The following is a 25977-nucleotide window of genomic DNA, read 5'->3' on the forward strand; positions in this document are numbered from 1 at the left end:
AAAATAACCCGATTAATGGCTTACACTGGAAAGTGGGACAAATTTCGATTTCAATCCCCCGAAAGCCCGCATTTCTACTTCAATTGTTTCGTTATCTATTGTTTTTATCTCGGTAATCAAGAAAATATTGTGGGGAAGAAATATTCTCGCCTCCTCACTATTTTCTAGCAGGGTTGAAATATCTGTACTGTAGGTCATCCCTTCGGGATAATGGATGGTATATAAGATATTAACCTCTCCATCCTCAAGATTATCCATATTAAAACTCATGGCATACTCCTTTTCCGACGTTGTGCTGAAAAAGGCATCATTACTGACGATTTCCTCCTCTATGACCTGTGTTTCAAAATCAACTTTGTTTCTGACCTCGCCGCGATAAACAACATCAGTATTTTCTGCGCTTAAATGTTTGAACGACCTATTTCTAAGGGAGATATTTATATCTGAATGGCGTTTGAGTGCATTGGTCAATTGTTCTATTTCTATTTTAATTTCTGGCGTGATATTGTTGCTTCGTATGGCATTATTGACTCTGACATAGCCAGCTTCAGTATAGTCTCTGAAGGCAAAGTAATCTTGGAAACTGATTTTTTTATCAGTGCTTAATCTATTATATTTTTCAATCTCATCATGTATATCCAGATTGGTTTTATGCCAAAACCCCTCGCTGTAAATACTTTCCATTTCTTTAATGACGACTTCTATTTCACTTTCCTGAATAGGGCTTCTCCTATGTATGACAGTGAATTTACTTTTTTCAGATTGCTGATAATTATCATCCTCGATATCAGATTCTTTCATACTTGATGTATCATATTCATAGTAAGAATCTGAATCCGAGTCTACATTTGATTCTGAGGTGTCTATGTTTAGACGTTTCATCGGTGGTTCTCCACTAAAACTCGGTGCGTCTGGATCGCCTAAAAGATAGCCAATACTGCCATTAATCCTTTTAATATCCCTTTGGCTTTCGGTTTTGAGCTCACAGATAATAAGGCCGTTTTTTCTGTATTAGCACTGAGTTTAGGTGCTGTGGAGATTCTGGTGGGGGATAGCGCTTTTGTGGTCGGTTTAATTGGTAGCTTTCCTATGGAAAATTTAAATCCTCTAGGTTGTGGTGTTGGCCCTCCAGATAGAATACCCAGGCCAACCTCCAAAGCAATTTCTTCATCTGTTCTTGCGGGTAATTTCCCCTCATCTTCGGGCACCTCTTTACATGTATGCCCCCTACGCCATTTACAGTGTTGGTGCTGAAATTCTTTCCAATCTTGCCCCACTCTACGTTTAGGTTCTATTGGTCTGGCGTGGGTATCATTAATAAATAGTATTATTAATGGCAGAGATATCATTGCTATTTTATTCATGCAGTATCCTTTTGTATAGATACAATAATTTTTGCTTTAAATGTTTCTGGCGTGATGACGTTATATTTTTTTCTTGTGTAAATGAATTTTATTTTTTAAAACGAGGGGAATAAGCTATAGATGACAAAATATAATGGAATTTATAGTAATATTAATATAGAGCCTGAGTGATATTCTTTATTTAGGGATAGAACCCATTACGTAATTGACTGGGCGTGATATTAAAAGTGCGCCGTAAAGCAGTAGCAAAGTTAGCAGGGCTGGTATAACCCGCAATAGTTGCCGCTTGATCGATGCTGATCCCTTCTTTCTGGATAGCCAGCATGGCGCGTTTTAAACGGCAATGGCGCAAATACTCAAATACCGTAATGTTGTAGCTTTCACGAAAACGTCGCTGCAAAGTGCTTTGACTCATATTGACCAAACGCGCCAATTCACCCATCGATAGATGGTCTGCCTCGCCACTTTCCAGCCAATCACGTACTTGCTGGATTCGATTCATGCCACGTAAAGAGACTTTATTTTGCTGTAACGCCTGCTGCTCCAGCGAACTGAATGCTTCGATAATTAAGCCAATACATTGTGTTTCACAATGCAAACGTTCCAGTGGGGTTGAAAAGGGCGGAGCACTCGCTATTTTCTGCGCGATGGCTTGGGCGTGAACTGATGGCCGCCATAAATGAATCGCCAGATGTTGCTGAGTAAAGTTGTATAACGTATCCCAAGAACCGGCTTGCGGTAATAGATCGCCATACAGCCATTCACGGTCAAAGGTGAGGGTCAGAGTGCGCTCATGGCTATTGTTCTTACCGTGGCGAGTAAATAGGGTGTTTTCAGTCAGGGAAACCAGTGAGGCATCGCCCTTTTCCTGCAAATGCAGTTCTTTACCGCCAAATGAGATATGTGCACTGCCACTGACCACAATGGCTAGTTTCAGCGCCGGATTGAGCTGATTCTGGGTTTTGATATCGTAGAGGTTAGTCACATTCGCGGTATGCAGGATCAGATGCGGATTCAGACGTAATACCTGAAAATCGCCATACAAAACCGGATCAGTGGACAATGACTTCGCGCCACTCAGTTGATAGTCGCTGGCCACCAGATTTGACTGTTGCACAATTTGGTCGCGATAAATCGGTTTGGATGACGGGGAAATATTGCGCAACTTGTTTTTTTTCACCGCCGACATGATGGCCTCTCTAACGATATTCATGTTTTGACAACATTGACTTTATAACAAAGGGTTTTGCTGTTTAGACAAACCTTTTTCCCGATTGCAAATGTAACAATTAGCGCGATGAATTGATAATGAAAATAATTATCAATCTTGTTCGTTTTTGTTGCCCTATGAATAGATTGGCAGAGACTTTCCTCTGCTGACATTGGTTGTGGGCGTTTGCATCGGGGAAAGTGTAATGAAAGTAAAATGGCAGCGGCGCTCTCTGACGACCTTAGCGAGCTTGATTGGTCTTTGTATTTCGACTCCGCTTTGGGCGCAGACACAAGATACCACTCAGGCAGGGTCTGATACAGCCGCAACACAACAACAAGAAACAACGGCTAGCGACAACAAAGCAGCCACCGGCGATACCTTGGTGGTCACGGCCCAGCAGCAAGTCCGTCAAGCACTTGGCGCATCGACTATCACGGCGGAAGATATCCGCAAACGCCCTCCGGCCAATGATTTGTCTGAAATTATCCGTACCATGCCTGGCGTTAACTTGTCCGGTAACTCAGCCAGCGGTCAGCGCGGGAATAACCGTCAGATTGATATTCGTGGCATGGGGCCTGAAAACACCCTGATTATGATTGATGGTATTCCGGTGTCGAGCCGTAATGCCGTGCGTTATGGCTGGCGTGGTGAGCGTGATACCCGTGGTGATACCAACTGGGTACCGGCAAATATGGTTGAGAAAATCGAAGTGTTACGTGGGCCTGCTGCCGCACGCTACGGTAATGGTGCCGCCGGTGGCGTGGTGAATATCATCACCAAACAGCCGGACAAAGAGCTGCATGGTAGCTGGAATGCTTACATGAACCTGCCGCAGCACAGCGAAGAAGGCGCGACTCGTCGTACCGACTTCAGTCTGTTGGGGCCACTCAGTGATACCGTCAGTTTCCGCTTATACGGTGGATACAATAAAACTGATGCTGATGATTGGGATATTAACCAAGGTCATGAATCAGCCCGAACCGGTAATCAGGCTGGCACATTGCCTGCCGGACGTGAAGGGGTTCGTAATAAAGATATCAACGGGTTACTGCGTTGGGAGTTTGCGCAGGGCCAATCCCTGGAATTCGAGGCAGGTTATAGCCGTCAGGGGAATATTTATACCGGTGATACACAAAATACTAACAGCAATGCCATTGTGCGCAGCCTGTATGGCGCGGAAACCAACGTAATGTATCGTGAGAATTTCTCGTTAACACACCGTGGTTTTTGGGATAACGGTGTTAGTTCAACCTCTTATGTCCAGTATGAACAAACTCGTAACTCGCGTATCAATGAAGGATTAGCCGGCGGAACTGAGGGAATATTTTCTAACAACGGCTTTAACACTATTAAGCTGGACAACTATCTGGCCCATTCCGAGGTTAACCTGCCATTTGAGTTAGGGGTTAATCAAGTGCTGACTGTCGGTGCGGAATGGAATGACCAGAAAATGAATGACCCGACTTCCAACATCCAGACGACAACTGAGGGTGGCAGTGTCAGTGGTTTAACGGGAACAGGCCGAAACACGCGCACCTCAGCACAGATAGCCTCAGTGTTTGTTGAAGATAATATCGAGCTGACAGACACCACAATGCTGACCCCCGCGCTGCGTTTTGACCATCACAGCACCGCAGGGAGCAACTGGAGTCCGGGGTTAAACCTGTCACAGGAACTGGGCGATTACTTCACCATGAAAATGGGCATTGCCCGCGCCTATAAAGCGCCAAACCTCTATCAAACCAACCCCAATTACCTGCTGTATAGCCGTGGTCAGGGCTGCTATGGCGGTGGCGGCAGTTGCTACCTGATGGGTAATGATTCTCTGTCTGCTGAAACCAGCATAAACAAAGAGATCGGTTTTGAATTCCATGATGATGGCATTATTGCGGGTATCACTTATTTCCGTAACGATTACCGTAATAAGATTGAGCCAGGTTTAGTTTCCCTGGGAACGGCCAATGGCGGCAGCGGAACTTATGCTAATTCCGATATTTTCAAATGGGAAAATGTGCCGAAAGCCTTGGTTGAAGGGCTGGAAGGTAATCTGACGGTGCCCTTCACTGAGACAGCACAGTGGAGCAGCAATCTGACCTACATGCTGGAGTCGAAGAACAAAAGCACCGGTGATTACTTATCGATCACGCCGGAGTTTACTTTGAATAGTTCACTGAACTGGCAGGCAACTGATGATTTGTCACTGCTATCCACTGTGACCTGGTATGGGCGTCAGAAGCCGAAAAAATATGACTATCAAGGTCTGCCGGTTACGGGTACGGCACGCAATGAAGTCAGCCCTTATGCCATCTTTGGTCTCAGTGCTAGCTATACAGTGACAAAAAATGTCAGTGTCACCACCGGTATTGAAAACCTGTTCGATAAGCGCCAATTCCGTGAGGGTAATGCCCAGAACGTCGCGAATATCGCCGGTGCCGGTGCAGCAACCTATAATGAGCCGGGGCGGACATATTTTGTTAGCTTGAATACCCAGTTTTAAATGTCCCTTCATACTTGGGGCCGCAGGGGTGTTAGCTACACGCACTAACCCGAATCACTTACTCATGTAAGCTCATCGGGATTAGTGTGCTTGCTGCCTACCTGCAACCCCAATTATTTTGGACATTAGTTTTTTGTTACAGCAGAAACAGTCATTATCGGCTGTTTCTGCTTTATTTATCGCCACAATATGTTCCCCTCCTCATTCCGCGTTCTAAAAGCCCCATCAACAGCACGAGATTTTCACCGAGAGATGGTATCCATTCCTAATGTATGGTTATTATGCGGGGAGGTTTTGCGGATGTTCGCCCGCTTGCAAGGGGCTAACTGAGAGCGGTTATCAATAGTTCAGGTGATTACACTGCGCTCAACGATTCAGCAAAAATTTAATGTTGCTTTTATGTGAACGAATTAACACTGAGTTCAAATACTGGTATGCTGGCTGAGCGAAACTGGGCATCTTACCTTACACCTGGTGCATCATTGATGATGGCTGGTGACTACAGATAAGCCTGGCAAAATATATGATAATTAAAGCGAGGAGAGAGTCGTGCTAGAAGAATACCGTAAGCACGTGGCCGAGCGTGCCGCTGAGGGTATCGTCCCCAAGCCATTAGATGCATCACAAATGGCAGCGCTGGTTGAATCATTAAAAAATCCGCCTGCGGGCGAAGATGAATTCCTGTTAGATCTGCTGATTAACCGTGTTCCCCCCGGTGTTGATGAAGCAGCTTATGTTAAAGCCGGTTTTCTGGCGGCCATCGCCAAAGGTGAAGCCCACTCCCCACTGATTACCCCTGAGAAAGCAATCGAACTGCTTGGTACCATGCAGGGCGGTTATAATATTCATCCGTTGATTGATGCATTAGATAATGAAAAGCTGGCTCCGATTGCGGGCAAAGCTTTATCTCATACCCTGCTGATGTTTGATAACTTCTACGACGTGGAAGAAAAAGCTAAAGCGGGTAATCCGCACGCTAAAAAGATCATGCAGTCCTGGGCGGATGCCGAATGGTATCTCTCCCGCCCACCTTTGGCTGAGAAAATCACGGTAACCGTATTCAAAGTCACCGGTGAAACCAATACCGATGACTTGTCGCCGGCTCAAGATGCCTGGTCACGTCCTGATATCCCACTGCATTCACTGGCAATGTTGAAAAATGCCCGCGAAGGCATTCATCCGGATCAGCCGGGCAGTGTTGGCCCAATCAAACAGATTGAAGAGCTGAATAAAAAAGGCTTCCCGCTGGCCTACGTTGGCGATGTGGTCGGAACCGGTTCTTCTCGTAAATCAGCCACCAACTCGGTGCTGTGGTTTATGGGCGACGACATCCCTTACGTGCCGAACAAGCGCGCTGGTGGTGTGGTACTGGGCAGCAAAATTGCGCCCATCTTCTTTAACACCATGGAAGATGCGGGTGCACTGCCGATTGAAGTGGATGTCAGCAACCTGAATATGGGCGATGTGATTGATATCTTCCCGTATCTGGGCGAAGTGCGTCATCATGATACTGGCGTGATTTTAGCCACTTTCGAACTGAAAACTGACGTGTTGCTGGATGAAGTGCGCGCCGGTGGCCGTATCCCATTGATCGTCGGCCGTGGTTTGACCACCAAAGCGCGCGAAGCGCTGGGCCTGCCCGTCAGCGAAGTCTTCCGTGTGGCGAAGCCGGTTGCTAAGAGCAACAAAGGTTTCTCGCTGGCACAGAAAATGGTGGGCCGTGCCTGTGGCGTTGCCGGCGTGCGCCCGGGTGAATACTGTGAACCTAAAATGACCTCGGTCGGTTCACAAGACACCACCGGCCCAATGACCCGTGATGAGCTGAAAGACTTGGCGTGTCTTGGTTTCTCCGCTGATTTGGTGATGCAGTCATTCTGTCATACTGCCGCCTATCCGAAGCCAGTAGACGTGACCACTCACCACACATTGCCTGACTTCATTATGAACCGTGGCGGCGTGTCACTGCGCCCAGGTGATGGCATCATTCACTCATGGCTTAACCGCATGTTGCTGCCAGATACTGTCGGTACTGGCGGTGACTCCCACACCCGTTTCCCTATCGGCATCTCCTTCCCGGCGGGTTCGGGTCTGGTGGCCTTTGCCGCAGCAACAGGTGTCATGCCGCTGGACATGCCGGAGTCGGTGTTGGTGCGCTTTAAAGGCAAGATGCAGCCGGGGATCACGTTACGCGATCTGGTGCATGCTATCCCTTACTACGCGATTCAGGAAGGCCTGCTGACAGTTGAGAAACAAGGCAAGAAGAATATCTTCTCTGGTCGAATTCTGGAAATTGAAGGCTTGCCAGAGCTGAAAGTTGAACAGGCATTTGAACTGGCTGATGCTTCCGCCGAGCGTTCTGCTGCTGGTTGTACCATCAAACTGGATAAAGCGCCGATCATTGAATATCTGCAATCCAACATTGTGTTGTTGAAGTGGATGATAGCTGAAGGTTACGGCGATCGTCGTACACTGGAACGCCGTGTCAATGGTATGGAAAGCTGGTTGGCTAACCCGAATCTGCTGGAAGGTGATGCGGATGCGGAATATGCTGCGGTGATCGAAATCGATCTGGCGGAAATAACCCAGCCGATTCTGTGTGCGCCAAACGATCCGGATGATGCGCGTTTGCTGTCTGATGTGGCTAATAGCAAAATCGATGAAGTGTTTATCGGTTCCTGCATGACCAACATCGGCCACTTCCGTGCGGCTGGTAAGCTACTGGATCAGCACAAAGGCCAGTTGCCAACTCGCCTGTGGGTCGCGCCGCCGACTAAAATGGATGCCGCGCAACTGACCGAAGAAGGTTACTACAGCGTCTTTGGCAAAAGTGGTGCTCGTATCGAGATTCCGGGCTGCTCATTGTGTATGGGTAATCAGGCGCGTGTAGCCGATGGGGCGACGGTGGTTTCTACGTCGACCCGTAACTTCCCGAACCGCTTGGGGAATGGGGCGAATGTGTATCTGGCGTCGGCTGAACTGGCAGCGATTGCATCACTGCTTGGGCGTCTGCCAACTCCTGATGAATATCAAACTTATATGGCTCAGGTTGATAAGACCGCAGCAGATACTTACCGCTATCTGAATTTTGATCAGTTGAGCCAATATACGGATAAAGCGGATGGTGTGATCTTCCAAACCGCCGTCTAAACCGCTATATTCCAGCACTCACGGGAGGCCTATGGTCTCCCGTTTCTATTTTAAAAGTGAAATATTGCCGCTATTTACTGGCTTTGCGAGCTTGCGCTAAGCGAGATAACTCAATACGGTTACAATAATTAAAAGAGCATTAGGAGGACGTGCTATGGACTATGAATTCTTGCGTGATTTAACCGGGCAAGTGCTGGTCAGATTCTCCATGGGACATGAAGTGATCGGCCACTGGCTCAATGAAGAAATTAAAGGCGATTTAGCCAAACTCGATCAAATTGAAGCCGCAGCGGCTGAAGTCAAAGGCAGTGAACGTCAGTGGCAGCTGGATGGTCATGAATATACCTTGTGGCTGGACGGTGAAGAAGTGATGGTGCGCGCCAATCAATTAGATATTGAAGGCGACGAGATGGAAGAAGGCATGAATTACTATGACGAAGAAAGCCTCTGCCTGTGTGGTTTAGAGGATTTTCTGCTGGTGTTGCAAGGCTACCGTAACTTCATCATAACTAAATAAAATACCGACCCAAAGAACGTGGAGTTGCAGGTAGGCAGCAAGTGTAGCTAACAACCCTGCGGCTTCAGGCCCGAAGGGGAGTGCGGCTGGCAGACCAACATAACAACGAGCCGAGCACGACCATAGCAACCCCCGGCCAGAATGCGGCAGAGGGAGGAGTATTGAGCCATAAACTGGCAATCAGTATTGATAACAACGGTGTGAAGTAAGAGAGGGCAGCGACCAGTGTGGCGTTGCCTTTTTTCATGGCGATATCCCAGCACAGATAGGCCAGCGCGGTATTGGCCCCCATCAGTAACAGCTCAAAAGTGGCGCGTTGGGTGAAATGCAACTTACCGGGTGTCAGCATAAAGAACATCACCCACAGGCATAGCGCACAGGCGAGCAAAAACAGTGGTAATGCCCCAGGCCCTCGGCTGTATACCCGCACCAGATTGGAGTAACCGGCCCAGGTAAAGGCCGCAATTAGCGCCAGACTATAAGCCAATGGGTTACTGCTAATATTGGTGCGCAAAACAGTGATATCCAGTCCATCACCGCCACTGACTACCCAAATCACCCCAAACAGGGCCAGAGCCGCGCCGAGCCACAGCCACCACCGTACGCGGAGTTTAAGTAACGGCACCGCCAACAGCAGTGTCAGGCTCGGCCACAGATAATTGATCAGGCCTATCTCCAGTGTCTGCTGACGGTCATTGGCCATACCGATGGCTAAGGCAAAAGCCACCATATATACCACAAACAGCAAACCACAACCGTACAGATAAGCCGGATGCTGCCCACGCAGAGTCGGTTTACCCGCCACCAGCCACACTAAAATGCCACTGACACTGTAAATGGCTGCTCCCGCGCCAAATGGCCCCAAGGTTTCAGATAGCCCGCGCGTCAAGGCGACACTCATGCTCCAAAGCAGGATCGCAATAATGCCATACAGGGTCGGGAGGCGGTTCATAACAGGGGCGTCATCCTTGAAGTGCTAACCGGGCAAAATACTGTCTGCCCGGTTAATTGGGGTCAAATTGGGTGTATTAGTGATTAATAGCATTTAACTTAATGATATTACTCAAACTACATCACACTTCCGGAATATTGCGGCCATAGTAGATTTCCTGCATTTCTTTATATAGCAGGCGGGTGATGCTTTCTCTTTCTTCTGCGCTCAGCTCTTCTGGCTTGGCATTAAACAGATAATGCTTTAGATCGAAATCTTTTAGCATCATCTTGGTATGGAAGATATTTTCCTGATAAACGTTCACATCCATCATGTGATAAAGCGACTTCATATCGTCAGACATAAAGTTCTGAATAGAATTAATTTTATGGTCGATGAAGTGCTTTATCCCATTGATATCACGAGTGAAACCGCGCACGCGGTAATCCATGGTGACGATATCGGATTCCAACTGATGGATCAGGTAGTTCAGTGCTTTTAGCGGTGAAATCACCCCGCAGGTTGAAACTTCAATATCTGCGCGGAAAGTACATAAACCGCCTTCTGGGTGACTTTCCGGATAGGTATGGACACAGATATGGCTCTTATCCAGATGGGCAACCACCGCATTTGGCAGCGGGCCTGGGTGTTCGGAGGTATCGACATCACGCGGATCGACCGGTTCTTCGCTGACCAAAATGGTGACACTGGCACCCTGAGGATCGTAATCCTGACGCGCGATATTGAGAATGTTTGCGCCAATGATCGAGCACGTCTCAGTTAAGATTTCAGTCAGGCGATTGGCGTTGTATTGTTCATCGATGTAGGCGATATAGCCATCGCGGTCATCAGGTGTTTTGGCATAGCAAATATCGTAAATGCAAAAACTCAGACTTTTGGTCAGGTTGTTGAAGCCGTGCAACTTAAGCTTGGACAATTGGGTTCACCTCCTTATTAATGCTCAATATGTCGCCGTTAATGCATTCAGCAGATACTGTGGCAAGGCAAAGCTGCCGACATGAATGGCGGGATTATAGTAACGGCAAGTCAGACCGGCTTCGACAAAGCGGTTTTGCAGCGTGGTCAGATCCAATTGGCGCAATGCCGGGTTTTGTGTCGCCCAGGCAAAGGTCATGATACCGCCGTAATAGGTCGGGATTGCGGCCTGATAAAAACTCACATCACTGAAATAGTGGCTAAGTTTGTTATGACTATCGACCGCTTCATCTTGTTGCAGGAAGCAGACACCGTTTTGTGCCACGAAAATACCGCCGTCGTTCAGACTGCGGGCGCAACCCGCGTAGAACGCAGAGGTAAACAGGCTTTCACCAGGGCCGATAGGATCAGTACAGTCAGAGATGATGACATCGAATTTTTCAGCGGTCTGATTAACGAAGTTAACGCCATCATCTATCACTAATTTGAAGCGGGGATCGTCATAAGCACCAGCGCTATGATTGGGCAGATATTGGCGGCAGAACTCAACTACTCCGGCGTCAATCTCCACCATAGTGATTTGTTCAATATTCTTGTGGCGGCTGACTTCGCGTAGCATCGCACCATCGCCACCGCCGATGATAAGTACTTTCTTCGCCTGACCGTGGGCCAGCAGAGGAACGTGAGTCATCATTTCGTGATAGATAAACTCATCGCGTTCGGTGGTTTGCACCACGCCATCCAGCGCCATGACCCGCCCCAGTACTGGATTTTCAAAAATCACTAAATCCTGATGCGCGGTTTTTTCGCGGTAAAGTACATTTTCTACTGAAAAATACTGACCGAAGTTGGCATGTAATGTCTCATACCATAGTTCTTCCTGTGACATGTTCGGGGCTTCTCCTTCGCAGTAACAGCCATGAAAAATGGGGCAACATCATAGCCAACTCTGCCTGAGGTTGCACGGCGGAATTTCAGGCAGGTGGGGTAAAGCAGGATCGTTAGTTTGCGTATGCCAATAAACTTAAAGAGTCACGCGCCAGAGATTTGCATTTACCAGGGGCTGGAATAGCGATACCTCGTAGGTCACGGTAGCTCTCTTCACCCAATGCTTTCATATTGAAGCTATTATAGTTGCGTAGGTCCCAACGATTCTGTTGAGCAAAATAGACAATGGCCCGTTTGATCTCGTTATTAGGTAAATCGTTATAACCGCAATCATTTTTCAGATAAACAAAAACGGCGGTCAGATCAGCAAGATCTTCCGCTTCAGATTCACTTAAGGCAGAACTGGCAGATGAGAATCCGCACAGAGCGAGCAGCAGTATAACTAACGTTGTTCTTTTCATGGCGGAAATAGGCTTATTAATCGTCAACAGACGTTATCACACTGCGATGCCACTGACTAAATTTTATTACATGGGGAGCGATTCACCGCATGATGATTGCTTCTTGACCTTCCCGTAAGGGGAGGGTTTAAGCTCACCTCTATACTGCGGTTTTATGCGCCAAGCCGGTGCTTACTTACACTCTAGAATGGAGACGACCATGCATCGCCGTGATTTTATCAAGTTAACGGCCGCTCTTGGAGCCGCCACTTCACTGCCTTTATGGAGTCGTGCGGCATTGGCTGCCGATTTTACCCCCTTACCGATCCCGCCGTTGTTGCAGCCGGATGCTAATGGTCATATTAATCTGAATATTCAGACGGGCACGATGGCGTGGTTACCCTCAGCCGCCACTCAAACCTGGGGCTATAACGGTAATTTACTGGGGCCAGCTATTCGCTTGCAGCGGGGTAAACCGGTCACTATTGACGTAACAAATTCCTTACCGGAAGCCACGACCGTACACTGGCATGGCCTGGAAATCCCCGGTGATGTTGATGGTGGGCCACAGGCGCTGATTCAGCCGGGAGCAAAACGTCAGATTGCTTTCACTCTTGATCAACCGGCGGCAACTTGTTGGTTCCACCCCCATACTCACGGTAAAACGGGCCATCAGGTGGCGATGGGGCTGGGGGGGCTGGTGCTGATCGATGACAGTGACAGCGAGAAGCTTCCGCTACCAAAACAGTGGGGCGTTGACGATATTCCGGTGATTTTACAGGATAAATTGCTGGGTAAAGAGGGCCAGATTGACTATCGACTGGATGTAATGACGGCGGCGGTGGGCTGGTTCGGCGACAGAATGTTTACCAATGGTGCGCGCTATCCGCAACAAATTACACCGCGTGGTTGGGTGCGGTTAAGGCTGCTGAATGGGTGTAATGCGCGCTCACTGAATCTGGCTCTCAGCGATGGCCGCCCGATGTATGTGATTGGCAGTGATGGCGGGTTACTGGCTGAACCGGTGATGGTACGTGAATTGCCGATACTGATGGGCGAACGCTTCGAGGTGCTGGTAGATACCTCTGATGGTAAGCCACTTGATCTGGTGACTTTGCCGGTAAAACAGATGGGAATGACACTGGCACCGTTTGATAAACCGTTACCGGTACTGCGCATTCAACCGTCATTGGCCGCTGGCAGCAAAGTGTTACCTGACTCGCTAGTTATCGTGCCAGCGCTGGTTGACGCCACGGGCCTGCAAGAGCGCTGGTTCCAACTGATGATGGACCCTAAGCTGGACATGTTAGGAATGCAGGCGCTGATGAGCCGCTATGGAATGCAAGCAATGGCGGGTATGAGCATGGATCACGGCGCGATGAAAGGGATGGAGAGTGGCAATATGGCCGGTATGGACCACGGCAATATGAAAGGCATGGCGAGTGGCGCGATGAAGGCCGCTCCTGCCTTTGATTTCAGCCATGCCAACATGATTAACGGCAAAGCGTTTTCAATGACCGAACCGGCGTTTGACGCCAAACAGGGCAAATACGAGAAGTGGACCATTTCTGGCGAGGGCGACATGATGCTGCATCCTTTCCATGTTCATGGCACGCAGTTCCGTATTTTGACAGAAAACGGCAAGCCACCGGCGGAGCACCGTCGTGGTTGGAAAGATATCGTTTGGGTGGAGGGCGCACGCAGTGAAATATTAGTGCGATTTAGTCAGCTTGCTCCCGCCGCGATGCCGTATATGGCCCACTGCCACCTGCTGGAACATGAAGATACCGGCATGATGCAGGGCTTTACTGTCAGCGCTTAAGTCACTCCCCGGTGAGTTGGCCGGGGATATTCTCTCTTTTATACTTCTAGCAGTTCAGTTAAGGCGGGTTGGAGTATCTGATGACCGCTTTTATCTTTCTTAATGATAAATCCCTGATAATAGCTAAAGCTATCTCTCTGAATTTCTTCTATCAGCCATTCTGAACGTTGGAGAGCGAGTAGACTTTTGGCGGTCAGCCACATCTTGCTGATAAGAAAACAGATAATCACTATCGCTAACCCCACTATCACCCAGAGCATATACGGGGTATCAGAGGGGGCCAGTTCAACGGTTTGTGTTAGAGCTAAATAAAGGGTTACAGCTTGCAGCAACAGTTTGATGACCAGAAAACGGCGGAAGAAGGATGTGAGATGCACGATGCTGAGAAAGCAGGGGTTTTTTAAGGAGGTACGCGTTTCTTGCACCGGGATCCCCCGGACATAAACCATCCATTGTGTCTTTTCTGTCATCAGATAAACCACCCCTTTCTCTGCCATTCGGTGCAAATGTAATGAAACCCAAACACTGAAGACCAAACCGACAATAAGGTAGTAAAAGATCGGGGCGCTCAGGCCAAAAAAGGCGACAAACAAGCTGATGGCGGCGATTACCGTAAAAGTGACGGAATAAAGCCAGATGCTGGTTGATTGATAATTCATTCAAACATTCCTTGTCGAGGGGCTATCCAGAGAAAATACCTGAGCCAAATTTATGGCGCTAGTATATCTCTCAATACGCCAGCTGTTTATCTTTGTTATACTTTCGCCCCGCCACTCCGCGGGGAGAGTGGCAGGATGTCCTGTGAATTGTGTTAAACTAGGGGCATCAATCTGTATCAGTGAAGCTATCTGCACCGGCGACTCATTGATATAAAATCAATAAATTTAAATAGGTATGTTGGCTGTGAAACACACTGTAGAAGTCATGATTTCCGAGCAGGAAGTCAAAACCCGAATTGCCGAATTAGGCCGCCAAATCTCCGAACACTACCGCGACAGTGGCAGTGAAATGGTGCTGGTCGGGTTACTCCGTGGTTCATTTATGTTTATGGCTGATTTATGCCGTGCCATTGATGTTTCCCATGAAGTCGATTTTATGACCGCTTCTAGCTATGGCAATGGCATGAGCACCACCCGCGATGTGAAAATCCTCAAAGACTTGGATGAAGATATCCGCGGCAAAGATGTGCTGATTGTTGAAGATATCATCGACTCAGGTAATACATTAAGTAAAGTGCGTGAAATTCTGCAACTGCGTGGCCCTAAGTCATTGGCAATCTGCACATTGCTGGATAAACCGCAGCGCCGCGAAGTGCAAGTTCCGGTTGAGTGGGTCGGTTTCACCATTCCTGATGAATTCGTGGTGGGTTATGGCATTGATTATGCACAACGTTATCGGCATTTGCCGTATGTTGGCAAAGTCGTGATGTTTGACGAGTGATCGGCTACTGCGCGTTGTACGTGCTCAGTCTGACTTAACTTGCAACATCTTGTTCTGATATTTGTAGTGATTCGCTAATGCCGTCTTGAATTACAGATTTAGCAGAGGTTGTTGATGGGAGAGGGTGCGCTCAAATCCTCTCCCATAGTGACTGATCAATCTTGTTTATCAGAATCTTGCTGTAACAACTTCGGTAATGCTTGGTGGTAAAGGGTTTCAAGTTCGTCCTGCCCACGGGCGGAGACTTTTAAATCACTCAGTAAGCCGTCCTCAATACCGTATACCCAGCCGTGGATTATCACTTTCTGCCCGCGATTCCAGGCGGCACGAACAATGGTTGAGTGACCAAGGTTGTATATTTGTTCTATCACGTTGATTTGACATAAAACATTGCTACGTTCTTGCTCGGTGGGTAGTTGCTCCAATATAGGGCGATACTTATACCAGATGTCTTTGATATGCAGTAACCAGTTATCAATAAGCCCCAATTCGAGATTTTTTTGCATCGCCGCTTCAACACCGCCACAACCCAAGTGACCGCAGATAATGATATGCTCGACCTGCAAAACGTCGATGGCGTATTGCACCACGGACAAGCAGTTCAGATCGGTATGGATAACCAGATTGGCTACATTGCGGTGAACAAATAATTCACCCGCCTTCAGGCCAGTTAACTGTTCTGCGGGGACTCGGCTGTCTGAACAACCAATCCACAGAAAACGTGGTTTCTGTGCTAACGCCAAGTGTTCAAAAAAACCAGGATCGTCTTTACTGATGGCTTTTGACCAGACGTCATTATTCGCGAGGAGCTTCTCTATTTCTTTCATTAGTATAAATAGCCTGTAATGAACGGATTGCGATAGGATAATATACGATAAGGATCACGATTTTGAAATCGGAACAGTGGCCCTGTTGATCGCACCTTTTTATCTGCGCAACATCTTCTCTGTATCTAACTGCTTCTCCTGCCCCCGTAACTTGCCCTGACAGGGAGGGTTATGCAAGCCACGGACGTGCTGTGACCGCTGGGGGCTTCATAGAATAAGGTTCTTTTTTACTTATGACATATGCACTGGAAATAACGCAACTGACCAAAACCTATGCAGGTGGCGTTCAGGCACTGCATGGCATTGACTTGCACGTAGAGGCAGGCGATTTTTATGCTTTACTTGGGCCAAACGGCGCAGGTAAATCCACCACCATCGGTATTATCAGTTCATTGGTGAATAAAACTTCCGGTAAGGTACAGGTTTTTGGTTACGATATTGATAATGACATCGTAAATGCCAAACGCCAGCTCGGATTAGTGCCACAAGAATTCAACTTTAACCCGTTTGAGACGGTGTTACAGATTGTTGTCACGCAGGCGGGATATTACGGTGTCACCCGCCGCGAAGCGATGCAACGAGCGGAAAAGTACCTCACTCAATTAGATTTATGGAGTAAACGCAATGAGCGGGCTATTCGTCTCTCCGGTGGGATGAAGCGCCGTTTGATGATTGCGCGTGCGCTGATGCATGAACCTAAGTTACTCATCCTCGATGAGCCGACTGCTGGGGTGGATATTGAGTTACGCCGCTCCATGTGGGGCTTCCTGAAAGAGCTGAATGCGCAGGGAACCACCATCATTCTGACTACCCATTACCTGGAAGAGGCAGAGATGCTGTGCCGCAATATCGGTATTATCCAAAATGGCAAGCTGGTAGAAAATACCACTATGAAACAGTTGCTTGGCAAGCTTGAGTCAGAAACTTTTATTTTTGATATTGGCGTGAAAAGCCCGCTGCCGAAACTGGAAGGCTATGGCTATCGTCTGACCGACACCTCAACTTTGGAAGTGGATGTTAAGCGTGAGCAAGGTCTGAATGGGTTATTCAGCCAACTGAACGCACAAGGAATTCAGGTACAAAGTATGCGTAATAAGGCTAACCGCCTGGAGGAGCTATTTGTTAACTTGGTTAATGGCAACGGGGGAGATAAAGCATGACCCGCTTGTATTGGATAGCATTGCAGAGTATTTGGATCAAAGAGATCACGCGTTTTGCCCGTATCTGGGTCCAAACATTAGTGCCGCCGGTCATTACCATGTCGCTCTATTTCGTCATTTTCGGTAACCTGATTGGTTCCCGAATTGGTGATATGGGCGGTTTTGATTATATGCAGTTTATTGTCCCCGGCCTGATTATGATGGCAGTGATCACCAACTCTTATGCCAACGTTGCCGCCTCTTTTTATGGTGCGAAGTTCCAGCGCAGTATTGAAGAGCTGTTGGTTGCGCCAGTTCCCACCCATATCGTGATTGTGGGTTATGTGGGTGGTGGCGTGGCGCGTGGGATTTGTGTGGGCATTTTGGTGACGATTATCTCATTGTTCTTTGTGCCACTGCATGTCCACTCCTGGTCAATGATTGCACTGACATTAATGCTGACGGCAATTCTATTTTCCCTCGGTGGATTACTGAATGCGGTGTTTGCCAAGACGTTTGATGATATCAGCCTGGTTCCCACCTTTGTGCTGACTCCCTTGACTTATCTGGGCGGGGTATTTTACTCGTTATCCTTATTGCCCCCGTTCTGGCAGGCGGTATCAAAACTTAACCCTATCGTCTACATGATCAGTGGATTCCGTTATGGATTCCTCGGAATTACCGATGTACCACTGGTGTTGACCATTGGTGTTTTAGTCGTTTTCATCGCGATATTTTATGCGTGGGCTTGGTATTTGATAGAGCGTGGTCGCGGCCTACGCACCTAATCCCCTGCGGCCTTGGCGCTACAGCGGTGTTGGCTACGTCCACTTACCCGAATCACTTACTGATGTAAGCTCATCGGGATGCGTTGACTTGTCGCCTTGCTGTAACGCCAATGACTTTGGGTATACCTGCGGCCTTGGCGTTGCAGGTGGAATGCCCGCCTGCAACGCTAACTATTTATCTGTTTTCGTAAATTATTAGTTAGTTAATTGTTGTTAATGCTGGAATTTTGTCGTAAGAAATAATGTCGCCATTCAATATCCTCTTTCTCAACGTCCTGCGTCTCGTGCTATGCTGGCGCACCAGATTCTCCCTTTTCAATTCAGCGCCGAAAGCGCATAAGTAGAACGATAATGTGGCATAAAAACAGAATAGCTATTGGGATGCTACTCAGTATTGTCATGTCGGTAATGATACCGGCAGCCTATGCAGATCTCTTACCAAACGAATCGATCCTCACGCCCAGATATATGGTTGCAGAACGCGACAGCGAAGTTTATTCGTTGGTCGGTGAACGGGTGATCCCGGTCGGTGAAATTAAAGAAGATCAACTGATTCAAATATATCCTGCTGCGGCAGAATATTATGAGTTCAAATTTGGTAATGGCATTGGTTTTATTGATAAAGATGATTTACGCGATATCACTAAGGCACGAAAAAGTAACGATTTCCTGGGTGATTTGAATAAACCATTACCAAATCAAAATATTCTGATTAAGCGTGAAACGCATGTTTATTTGGCCCCAGATGTGCGCAGTGAGCAATTTGGCACTTTGGCAGATAATCTGCGCTACCCAATTGTGGGTAAATTAAAAGACCGGCTTAATAACACCTGGTATCAGGTCAATATTGGCGATCGTCTGGGTTATATCAGTAGCGCCGATGCTGAGATAGACAATGGTATTCCTATTCTGACGTATCACCATATGTTGAAGAATGAAGAGAACAAACGTTTTCGGAATACATCAACGACGACTTCAGATGTGGCGTTCAGTAATCAGATGGCCTATCTCAAGCAGGCGGGTTATGACACCATTTCTCTCTATCAGCTTGAAGGTTATCTCAATAACCAGATTAATCTGCCAGCCAAAGTGGTCGTGCTGACATTTGACGATGGCCTTAAATCGGTTCATCGCTACGCTTATCCGATATTGAAAGAGAATGGTTTCCGGGCCACGGCGTTTATTATCTCATCACGTATTAAGCGCCATCCGCAGAAGTGGAACCCGGACACTTTACAGTTTATGAGTATCTCAGAACTGAAAGAGATTCAGGATGTATTTGATATTCAGTCGCATACGCATTTTCTACACCGGACTGATAATAAACGTAATCCTATTTTATTGAGCCGCTCTTACCATAATATCGTTTTTGATTTTGAACATTCACGGCGAGCATTATCACAGTTTAATCCGCATGTGATTTTTCTGTCATATCCCTTTGGTGGTTTTAACCAAACAGCGATTAATGCAGCGAAGAGTGCTGGTTTCCATCTGGCGGTGACCACCATGCAAGGCAAGGTTAAACCGGGCGATAATCCGTTTACGCTTAAGCGGCTTTATATTTTGCGTACCGATTCAATACCGACAATGGCGGAACGTATCGCCAATGAGCCAGGCCCGGTAGCTGTCAAAGCACCTCCGGTTGAGATGGAGTCTGATTAGCCGTTTCATATCGTGACATTAATATATGAAAAAGGCGCTTTAGTTAAGCGCCTTTTCTATTGGGACAAGGTCAAGCACGGAAGGGGTTAAGCGACCTGAACCGGCACCGCTTTGGCCTTACGCAGCAACGCATTTTGGCCTTCAAAATAGGCCACTTTCGGGCGGTGCAGACGGGCATCAGCATCAGACATCTGTACATAAGAACAGATGATCAGTTTATCGCCGACACACGCGCAACGCGCTGCTGCACCATTTACCGAGATAATCCGTGAACCACGCTCGGCGGCAATAGCATAAGTGGAAAAACGCTGACCATTATCAACGTTATAAATATCAATAGCTTCGTATTCAAGGATACCAGCGGCTTCCAGGAAATCCTGATCGATGGCGCAGGAACCTTCATAGTGCAAATCAGCTTGAGTGACTTTGACCCGGTGCAGTTTGCCTTGCAACATAGTGCGTATCATAACTCTTACCTTTGACCCTGATTAAATCTGGTGCCAGACCCTATAATCTACTGATACAAGGGAGGCTCAACCACCTACGAATAAAGTGTGCGGCTCAGTTTTGCTGATTTTATGCAACTTGTCTATGGCTGACTTTAATCCTGTAGGGATTGTTCATTTAAAGACAAATACGGTGACGCCATAGCCAGCTCTGGGGGGAACCGCATTGAGATATCAGCTTCGCAAATCAACTTGTTGATTATCAATTAGCCGCGCTTTACCCAGCCAGGCTGCCATCAAAATAACCGCTTGTTTGCTGTCAACAGTCAGAGGCTGCAAGGTGTTGGCATCGCGGATAAACAGCTCATCTGGAGTGAAACCAGCGCTTTGCAATTGCTCTGCGGTATCTTCCAACAAATCACCAATCTGCCGTTCGCCTATCATCAATTTATCTGCCAGCGCTCGCATTATCTTACACAGCTGTGGCGCGATTTTACGCTCTTCAGCAGTGAGGTAACCGTTGCGGGAGCTTAGTGCCAAGCCGTCTTTAGCGCGTACAATCGGCACACCAACGATATTGATGTCATAGCCCATATCCGCCACCATTTTGCGGATAAGTGCCAGCTGCTGATAATCTTTTTCGCCAAAACAGGCCACATCCGGCTGAACCAGATTGAACAGTTTGCTGACGATTGTCGATACACCACGGAAGTGACCGGGGCGGCTGGCACCTTCTAAAATGGTAGAGAGTGCCGGGACGTCGACATAGGTTTGGCTTTCCAGACCGGCTGGATAAATATCTGCGGCAGCCGGTGCGAAGACCAAATCCACACCGTGGCGAGTCAGTTTTTCACAATCTTCCTGCAAGGTGCGTGGGTAGCAGGCTAAGTCATCCGGGCGTTCAAATTGCAGCGGATTGACAAAAATACTCACTACCACCACATCGGCACGGGTTCTGGCATCTTCCACTAATGTCATATGACCTTCGTGCAGATTGCCCATCGTGGGAACCAGAGCAACTCGCTTGCCTTCCTGCCGCCAGCGGCGAATTTGCTGGCGCAGCAGCGGCAGAGTTTCAATTATCAGCATTCTCTTCTCCGGTAATGAATTTCTTATCATAATAACTTACTGGAATGTGTGCTCTTCAGCCGGGTACACACCGCTCTCAACTTCTTGAATATAGAGCTTGATGGCAGCGCGAATATCACCTGCACTTTGCGCCAGGAAGTTCTTGCTAAATTTAGGGGTGTGGCCGCAGGTAATCCCCAGCGCATCATGCATAACCAGAATTTGACCGTCGGTTACATTACCAGCACCAATGCCTATCACGGGGATCGCTAGCTCTTCAGTTACTCTCTGCGCCAGCTCTACCGGCACGCATTCCAGTACCAGTAATTGCGCCCCGGCATTTTCAAGCGCCAGCGCATCTTTTAGTAGCTGATTCGCCGCAACTTCTTCTCGGCCCTGAACTTTGTAGCCACCAAAAACATTAACGGATTGTGGGGTTAACCCCAAATGCCCACACACCGGTACGGCACGCTCCGTAAGCATTCGAATCGTGTCGCACAGCCAACTTCCCCCCTCCAGTTTTACCATATTAGCCCCGGCCCGCATCAGCTCGGCGGCGTGGGTAAAGGTCATCTCTGGTGTGGCGTAACTCATAAACGGCATATCAGCTAATAACAGGCAATGAGGCGCACCACGGCGCACCGCACGGGTATGATAAGCCACATCAGCAACGGTGACTGGCAGGGTAGAATCGAACCCTTGCAGCGTCATTCCGAGTGAATCCCCTACCAGCAGCACGTCGATGCCCTGCTCGATGAATAACTGGGCAAAACTGGCATCATAGGCAGTCAGTGTTGCAAACTTACGCTGCTCAAGCTTCCGTTGGCGTAAGTGGCTTATGGTGGTGGCTTTCATCACTCTGTCTCCTGAAGTCGTCCTGTTTATAAAGTTATCTACTTTATAAACAGGCGGATAGACTAATAACGGTGAGGTTATTCGTCGTGAATATAAGATTAACTGTATATCATTCTACTGCAACCTTAGCACCACGGCGAGTAGTGCTATTTTATTTTTATAATCATTAGGATAGCGACGTTTTACTCGGTGAAAATATTAAGATGTGGGGTTGGCTAAAAGATGCAATAAAGAAAAGTGAGAGAGAAGTAGTGGCGATACGGAATTACCAAAGCACCAAACCATTTTTATCTATCCGTTTAAGGCATTCAGATAACGCTTCGCCATCGGGGAAAATAAGATCAGGTGCAATATCTGCCAACGGGTAGAGCATAAATTCGCGCTCTTTCAAACCATAGTGTGGCACAGTAAGGCGATCGGTTTTAATCACCAGTGAGCCATACAGCATGATATCCAGATCCAGCGTGCGTGGCCCCCAGCGCTGTTCTTTCCTCACCCGCCCTTGGTTACGTTCAATCGCCTGTGTGTGGTCTAACAATTGCTCTGGCGGGAGGTCAGTATCTAACGCCACCACAGCATTAAGGAAATCGGGTTGATCTTGCGGGCCTAACGGCTTGGTGCGATAAAACGGCGAACACGCCACTAACCGGGTGCGCGGCAGATGCTCCAACGCTTCCAACGCCGTTTTGACCTGTTGCAGTGGCATGGACTGGTTACTGCCCAGCGCGATATAGACCCGGTTCATGATGCGAATTATGCCCCTTCTTTACGTGGTGCAGGTTTCCGTGGGCGGCGAGGACGTGAACGCCGTGGTGCCGGATCCGCACCTAATGTATTTAGCATGTTTTTCTGTTGCAGTGGCGTAGCTTCCTGGAATTCTCCCCACCACTGTGCCAGGCGCTGCAACTCATGGTTTTTTTCCACTTCGGAACGCAGCAACAGTAGGTCATAAGCGGCGCGGAACTTTGGATGCTCCATCAGTTTATGTGCCCGTTTGCCCTGACGACGCGACAGGCGCAGTTGCAGTAACCAGATATCCCGCACCAGCGAGGTAATACGCTTTGGAATTGCTAACGAACGGCACTCTTCATCCAGCACATCATTCATTGCCAACGCAAAAGCATCGTAATAGGCCAGGCCGCTTTCTTGCGTCAATTTCTGCGCATGTTCGATCAATGGATACCAAAGCATAGCGGCAAATAAGAATGCTGGATTGACGCGTTGATCATTATGCAAACGATGGTCGGTATTTTTCAGCACCTGTTCCAGGATGCGTTCCATCGGCGAGTCATGCTCTTCGGTGAAGTGACGCGCAATCAGTGGGAATAGGGGCTGAAATAGCTGATATTCACACAGTTTCAGATAGGTTTTATAGCCATAACCCGATTGCAGCAGTTTGAGCGATTCTTCAAACAGGCGGGCGGGCGGGATCTCGCGTAGCAAGGAGGCCAGACGTGGGATCGGCTCGGCAGTTTCTGGGCTAAGAGCCATATCAAGTTTTGCGGCAAAACGAACAGCACGCAGCATCCGCACTGGATCTTCACGGTAGCGGGTTTCAGGAGAGCCAATTAGACGGATAATGCCTGCTTTCAGATCACGCAAACCGCCGGTGTAATCGCGCAATGCAAAATCAGAAATACCGTAATACAGGCTGTTAATGGTGAAATCGCGGCGTTGGGCATCATCTTCAATCGTACCGAAGATATTATCGCGCAGTAGCATACCATTTTGCGCCTGCTGAGAAGAATTCTTGTCGCTATCTTCCGCAGGTTGTTGTTCATGGTGACCACGGAAAGTCGCGACTTCAATGATTTCCGGGCCGAACATCACATGAGCCAAACGGAAACGACGGCCCACCAGACGGCAGTTGCGAAACAGCTTTCGTACCTGTTCTGGAGTGGCGCTGGTGGTGATATCAAAATCTTTAGGTTTCTTGCCCAGCAATAGATCACGGACACCGCCGCCCACCAGATAGGCTTCATAGCCCGATTTGTTCAGGCGATAAAGAACCTTCAGCGCATTATCGCTGATATCTCTGCGAGAAATATTGTGTTGATCTCGCGGAATAATCGTCATCGAACTCTGTTGTGAAGAGGGCACAGCATGATTTTTGTGGCCGGTATTTGTTCTGGTGGGCCTTCTCTCTTTGCGCGCCACGTTATCTTCACCGGGCACTTTATCTTTACAGGCACTGTTATCACGGGCCGCATTGTCACGGACAGTTTTGTCATCGCGAATCAGTACCTTACGGCAAAAGTTGGCTACTCGGGTAAAAATGGTACACCTCGATAGTGGCTAATAAATAACAGAACTACAGAAAAACAGCGGCTAATCATAGCTCACCGTGCTTCTTTTGAGAATGCTGTTGTGTTTTCAATGGGGGCTATCGCCCCCTGACGCGGGATTGAGGCCAGCGTCCAATGTTCGACTGCAAAACGTAATAATAACGGCAAATCAAGATCTTGCCAGCATTCTGGCAAGGGTTGACGCAAAAAATTCAGCGCATCAACTAAAACGGGCCGTGGATCGCCATTCGGCAGCGGTATAGCATGATTCTGCTTGGAAAGCTTATTACCCTCATTATTGAGCGCCAGCGGCAGGTGTAAGTAGCTGGGGGCCGGCTGCTGCAACTGCTGATAAAGGGCTATCTGGCGAACTGTCGGTTCAATCAAATCAGCCCCGCGCACCACTTCAGTCACCCCTTGAAAAGCATCGTCAACCACTACTGCCAGATTATAAGCGAACAACCCATCACGGCGACGAATAATAAAATCCTCTTCGGCCAGCGCGGGTTCGGCATACAGTTCACCCAGTAATTTATCACAAAAGACGTAAATCGGCTGAGTCTGTCGTAAACGAATGGCGGCCCCATGCGCGGGCAAATGGCGATCACGACAATGGCCGTCGTAGAAGCCTCCAAGGTGTTGGATTCTGCTGCGGGTGCAGGTGCAGTAATAACTTAATCCTTGCTGCTTCAACCAATTAAGGGTGGCACGATAAGCGTCATGACGCTGTGATTGATAGATAATCGGGCCATCCCAGTGCAGGCCATAATGGTCTAATGCGGCCAAAATGCGGGCGGCAGCGCCAGGGATTTCACGCGGGGGATCAATATCTTCAATACGTACCAGCCAGCTCCCGCCTTGGGCACGGGCTTGCAGGTAGCTACCGAGTGCGGCAATCAGCGAACCGAAATGCAAATCACCTGACGGAGAGGGTGCAAAGCGCCCTACATAGCCTGACTGTCGAGCATTGATATTTTCGGACATAAAAGGGAAGGGAGACCCAACGTGATAAATACGGTGCCGGAGGTGACTCAGGCACCGTGTCATATCCTTGGTATTTGGAGCTGTAGGGTTGTTAGCAACGCTCTCTCACCCGAATCAACTTACTTGAGTAAGCTCACCCTGGGGCCAGCACTGTTCAAAATGGTTTACAACCAATTTGTCATTTGCTTGCTGCCACCTATAGCTCCAACTTCTTTGGATATACAGATTATTGCTGTATTAGCCTGCCATCTGCTTTTCGCGGATTTCGGCAAGAGTTTTACAGTCAATGCATAAATCTGCAGTTGGCCGTGCTTCCAGACGGCGAATCCCAATTTCTACGCCACAAGACTCGCAGAAACCGAAATCGTCATCCTCGACTTTCTTCAGCGTTTTCTCGATCTTTTTAATCAGTTTACGCTCGCGGTCGCGGTTACGCAGTTCAAGACTGAACTCTTCTTCCTGCGCAGCACGGTCTACCGGATCTGGGAAGTTAGCAGCTTCGTCTTGCATATGCGATACAGTACGATCTACTTCATCCCTGAGCTGGTTGCGCCATGCTTCAAGAATCAGCTTGAAATGCGACAACTGGGCGGCGTTCATATACTCTTCGCCTGGCTTCTCTTGGTATGGTTCTACCCCAGCGATGGCGAGAATGCTCAAGGACGAGGTTTTACGTTTTTGCCCTTCTTGCATGATGCTTCTCCTACAATCATACGCACTTTCGAAAT

Annotated in this window: 22 protein-coding genes and 1 pseudogene; 8 read left to right on the forward strand and 15 right to left on the reverse strand. The window is 48.2% G+C overall.

What is annotated here, in order from left to right; genetic code table 11:
• Nucleotides 1–12 precede the first annotated feature (12 nt).
• Both YALDO0001_RS14730 and YALDO0001_RS14735 read right to left on the reverse strand, forming a co-directional pair.
• A pseudogene (locus YALDO0001_RS14730) lies at nt 13–1364 on the reverse strand (ADP-ribosyltransferase).
• A 181-nt stretch (nt 1365–1545) separates the two neighbouring features.
• Nucleotides 1546–2553 carry an AraC family transcriptional regulator gene (locus YALDO0001_RS14735; RefSeq protein ID WP_042840176.1) on the reverse strand — a complete coding sequence of 336 codons (1008 nt, stop codon included), beginning with the start codon at nt 2551–2553 and terminating at the stop codon, nt 1546–1548.
• A gap of 226 nt (nt 2554–2779) precedes the next feature.
• Here YALDO0001_RS14735 and YALDO0001_RS14740 point away from each other — a divergent pair, with 226 nt between their 5' ends.
• The 3 genes from YALDO0001_RS14740 (at nt 2780) to yacL (ending at nt 8738) form a co-directional block, all read left to right on the forward strand.
• The gene (locus YALDO0001_RS14740; RefSeq protein ID WP_004704229.1) at nt 2780–5074 is read left to right on the forward strand and encodes a TonB-dependent siderophore receptor; all 2295 of its coding nucleotides are present in this window, start codon (nt 2780–2782) and stop codon (nt 5072–5074) included.
• Nucleotides 5075–5623: 549 nt separating this feature from the next.
• On the forward strand, nt 5624–8221 hold the full coding sequence (acnB, locus tag YALDO0001_RS14745) for a bifunctional aconitate hydratase 2/2-methylisocitrate dehydratase (RefSeq protein ID WP_042840177.1): 2598 nt from the start codon (nt 5624–5626) through the stop codon (nt 8219–8221).
• A gap of 154 nt (nt 8222–8375) precedes the next feature.
• Nucleotides 8376–8738, forward strand: coding sequence for a protein YacL (gene yacL, locus YALDO0001_RS14750; protein WP_004704231.1), 363 nt, complete (start codon nt 8376–8378; stop codon nt 8736–8738).
• 64 nt (nt 8739–8802) lie between these two features.
• Here the strand turns inward: yacL and yddG are convergent, their stop codons facing one another.
• From yddG to YALDO0001_RS14770, 4 genes are all read right to left on the reverse strand, one after another.
• Nucleotides 8803–9690: an aromatic amino acid DMT transporter YddG gene (gene yddG, locus YALDO0001_RS14755; RefSeq protein WP_004704232.1), complete on the reverse strand. Its 888-nt coding sequence runs from the start codon at nt 9688–9690 to the stop codon at nt 8803–8805.
• A gap of 121 nt (nt 9691–9811) precedes the next feature.
• On the reverse strand, nt 9812–10606 hold the full coding sequence (gene speD, locus YALDO0001_RS14760; protein WP_042547835.1) for an adenosylmethionine decarboxylase: 795 nt from the start codon (nt 10604–10606) through the stop codon (nt 9812–9814).
• Nucleotides 10607–10630: 24 nt separating this feature from the next.
• On the reverse strand, nt 10631–11494 hold the full coding sequence (gene speE, locus YALDO0001_RS14765) for a polyamine aminopropyltransferase (protein ID WP_004704234.1): 864 nt from the start codon (nt 11492–11494) through the stop codon (nt 10631–10633).
• A 112-nt stretch (nt 11495–11606) separates the two neighbouring features.
• On the reverse strand, nt 11607–11954 hold the full coding sequence (locus tag YALDO0001_RS14770; RefSeq protein ID WP_042840178.1) for a YacC family pilotin-like protein: 348 nt from the start codon (nt 11952–11954) through the stop codon (nt 11607–11609).
• Between the two features lie 199 nt (nt 11955–12153).
• Between YALDO0001_RS14770 and cueO the strand changes: the two genes are divergently transcribed.
• Nucleotides 12154–13755: a multicopper oxidase CueO gene (gene cueO, locus YALDO0001_RS14775; RefSeq protein ID WP_042840180.1), complete on the forward strand. Its 1602-nt coding sequence runs from the start codon at nt 12154–12156 to the stop codon at nt 13753–13755.
• 38 nt (nt 13756–13793) lie between these two features.
• On the opposite strand, the gene YALDO0001_RS14780 is transcribed toward cueO, so the two are convergent.
• Nucleotides 13794–14414 carry a hypothetical protein gene (locus YALDO0001_RS14780; RefSeq protein ID WP_004704237.1) on the reverse strand — a complete coding sequence of 207 codons (621 nt, stop codon included), beginning with the start codon at nt 14412–14414 and terminating at the stop codon, nt 13794–13796.
• 235 nt (nt 14415–14649) lie between these two features.
• Here YALDO0001_RS14780 and hpt point away from each other — a divergent pair, with 235 nt between their 5' ends.
• Nucleotides 14650–15195, forward strand: a complete 546-nt coding sequence (gene hpt, locus YALDO0001_RS14785) for a hypoxanthine phosphoribosyltransferase (RefSeq protein ID WP_186366999.1) — start codon at nt 14650–14652, stop codon at nt 15193–15195.
• A gap of 155 nt (nt 15196–15350) precedes the next feature.
• Here the strand turns inward: hpt and can are convergent, their stop codons facing one another.
• Nucleotides 15351–16022 (reverse strand): carbonate dehydratase, encoded by a 672-nt coding sequence (gene can, locus YALDO0001_RS14790; protein WP_004704240.1) that lies wholly within the window; start codon nt 16020–16022, stop codon nt 15351–15353.
• 233 nt (nt 16023–16255) lie between these two features.
• Between can and YALDO0001_RS14795 the strand changes: the two genes are divergently transcribed.
• The 3 genes from YALDO0001_RS14795 (at nt 16256) to YALDO0001_RS14805 (ending at nt 19611) form a co-directional block, all read left to right on the forward strand.
• Nucleotides 16256–17182 carry an ABC transporter ATP-binding protein gene (locus YALDO0001_RS14795; protein WP_004704241.1) on the forward strand — a complete coding sequence of 309 codons (927 nt, stop codon included), beginning with the start codon at nt 16256–16258 and terminating at the stop codon, nt 17180–17182.
• A complete protein-coding gene (locus YALDO0001_RS14800) occupies nt 17179–17949 on the forward strand; it encodes an ABC transporter permease (RefSeq protein ID WP_042547842.1) in 771 nt (256 codons plus the stop codon). The genes YALDO0001_RS14795 and YALDO0001_RS14800 overlap by 4 nt, the downstream gene beginning before the upstream one ends.
• A gap of 351 nt (nt 17950–18300) precedes the next feature.
• The gene (locus YALDO0001_RS14805) at nt 18301–19611 is read left to right on the forward strand and encodes a polysaccharide deacetylase family protein (protein ID WP_004704246.1); all 1311 of its coding nucleotides are present in this window, start codon (nt 18301–18303) and stop codon (nt 19609–19611) included.
• An 86-nt stretch (nt 19612–19697) separates the two neighbouring features.
• Here the strand turns inward: YALDO0001_RS14805 and panD are convergent, their stop codons facing one another.
• The 7 genes from panD to dksA form a co-directional block, all read right to left on the reverse strand.
• Entirely contained in the window at nt 19698–20078 is a 381-nt protein-coding gene (gene panD / locus YALDO0001_RS14810) for an aspartate 1-decarboxylase (RefSeq protein WP_042547844.1), read from the reverse strand.
• Nucleotides 20079–20291: 213 nt separating this feature from the next.
• Entirely contained in the window at nt 20292–21146 is an 855-nt protein-coding gene (panC, locus tag YALDO0001_RS14815; protein ID WP_004704249.1) for a pantoate--beta-alanine ligase, read from the reverse strand.
• A 36-nt stretch (nt 21147–21182) separates the two neighbouring features.
• On the reverse strand, nt 21183–21980 hold the full coding sequence (gene panB, locus YALDO0001_RS14820; RefSeq protein ID WP_004704251.1) for a 3-methyl-2-oxobutanoate hydroxymethyltransferase: 798 nt from the start codon (nt 21978–21980) through the stop codon (nt 21183–21185).
• A 265-nt stretch (nt 21981–22245) separates the two neighbouring features.
• Nucleotides 22246–22725: a 2-amino-4-hydroxy-6-hydroxymethyldihydropteridine diphosphokinase gene (gene folK, locus YALDO0001_RS14825; RefSeq protein ID WP_004704253.1), complete on the reverse strand. Its 480-nt coding sequence runs from the start codon at nt 22723–22725 to the stop codon at nt 22246–22248.
• Between the two features lie 8 nt (nt 22726–22733).
• Nucleotides 22734–24056, reverse strand: coding sequence for a polynucleotide adenylyltransferase PcnB (pcnB, locus tag YALDO0001_RS14830; RefSeq protein WP_231585779.1), 1323 nt, complete (start codon nt 24054–24056; stop codon nt 22734–22736).
• 263 nt (nt 24057–24319) lie between these two features.
• Nucleotides 24320–25249, reverse strand: coding sequence for a tRNA glutamyl-Q(34) synthetase GluQRS (gene gluQRS, locus YALDO0001_RS14840; RefSeq protein WP_004704258.1), 930 nt, complete (start codon nt 25247–25249; stop codon nt 24320–24322).
• Nucleotides 25250–25486: 237 nt separating this feature from the next.
• Nucleotides 25487–25942 carry an RNA polymerase-binding protein DksA gene (gene dksA, locus YALDO0001_RS14845; RefSeq protein WP_002209354.1) on the reverse strand — a complete coding sequence of 152 codons (456 nt, stop codon included), beginning with the start codon at nt 25940–25942 and terminating at the stop codon, nt 25487–25489.
• Nucleotides 25943–25977: the final 35 nt, after the last annotated feature.

Source organism: Yersinia aldovae ATCC 35236, from assembly GCF_000173735.1.
Classification (GTDB): Bacteria; Pseudomonadota; Gammaproteobacteria; order Enterobacterales; family Enterobacteriaceae; genus Yersinia; species Yersinia aldovae.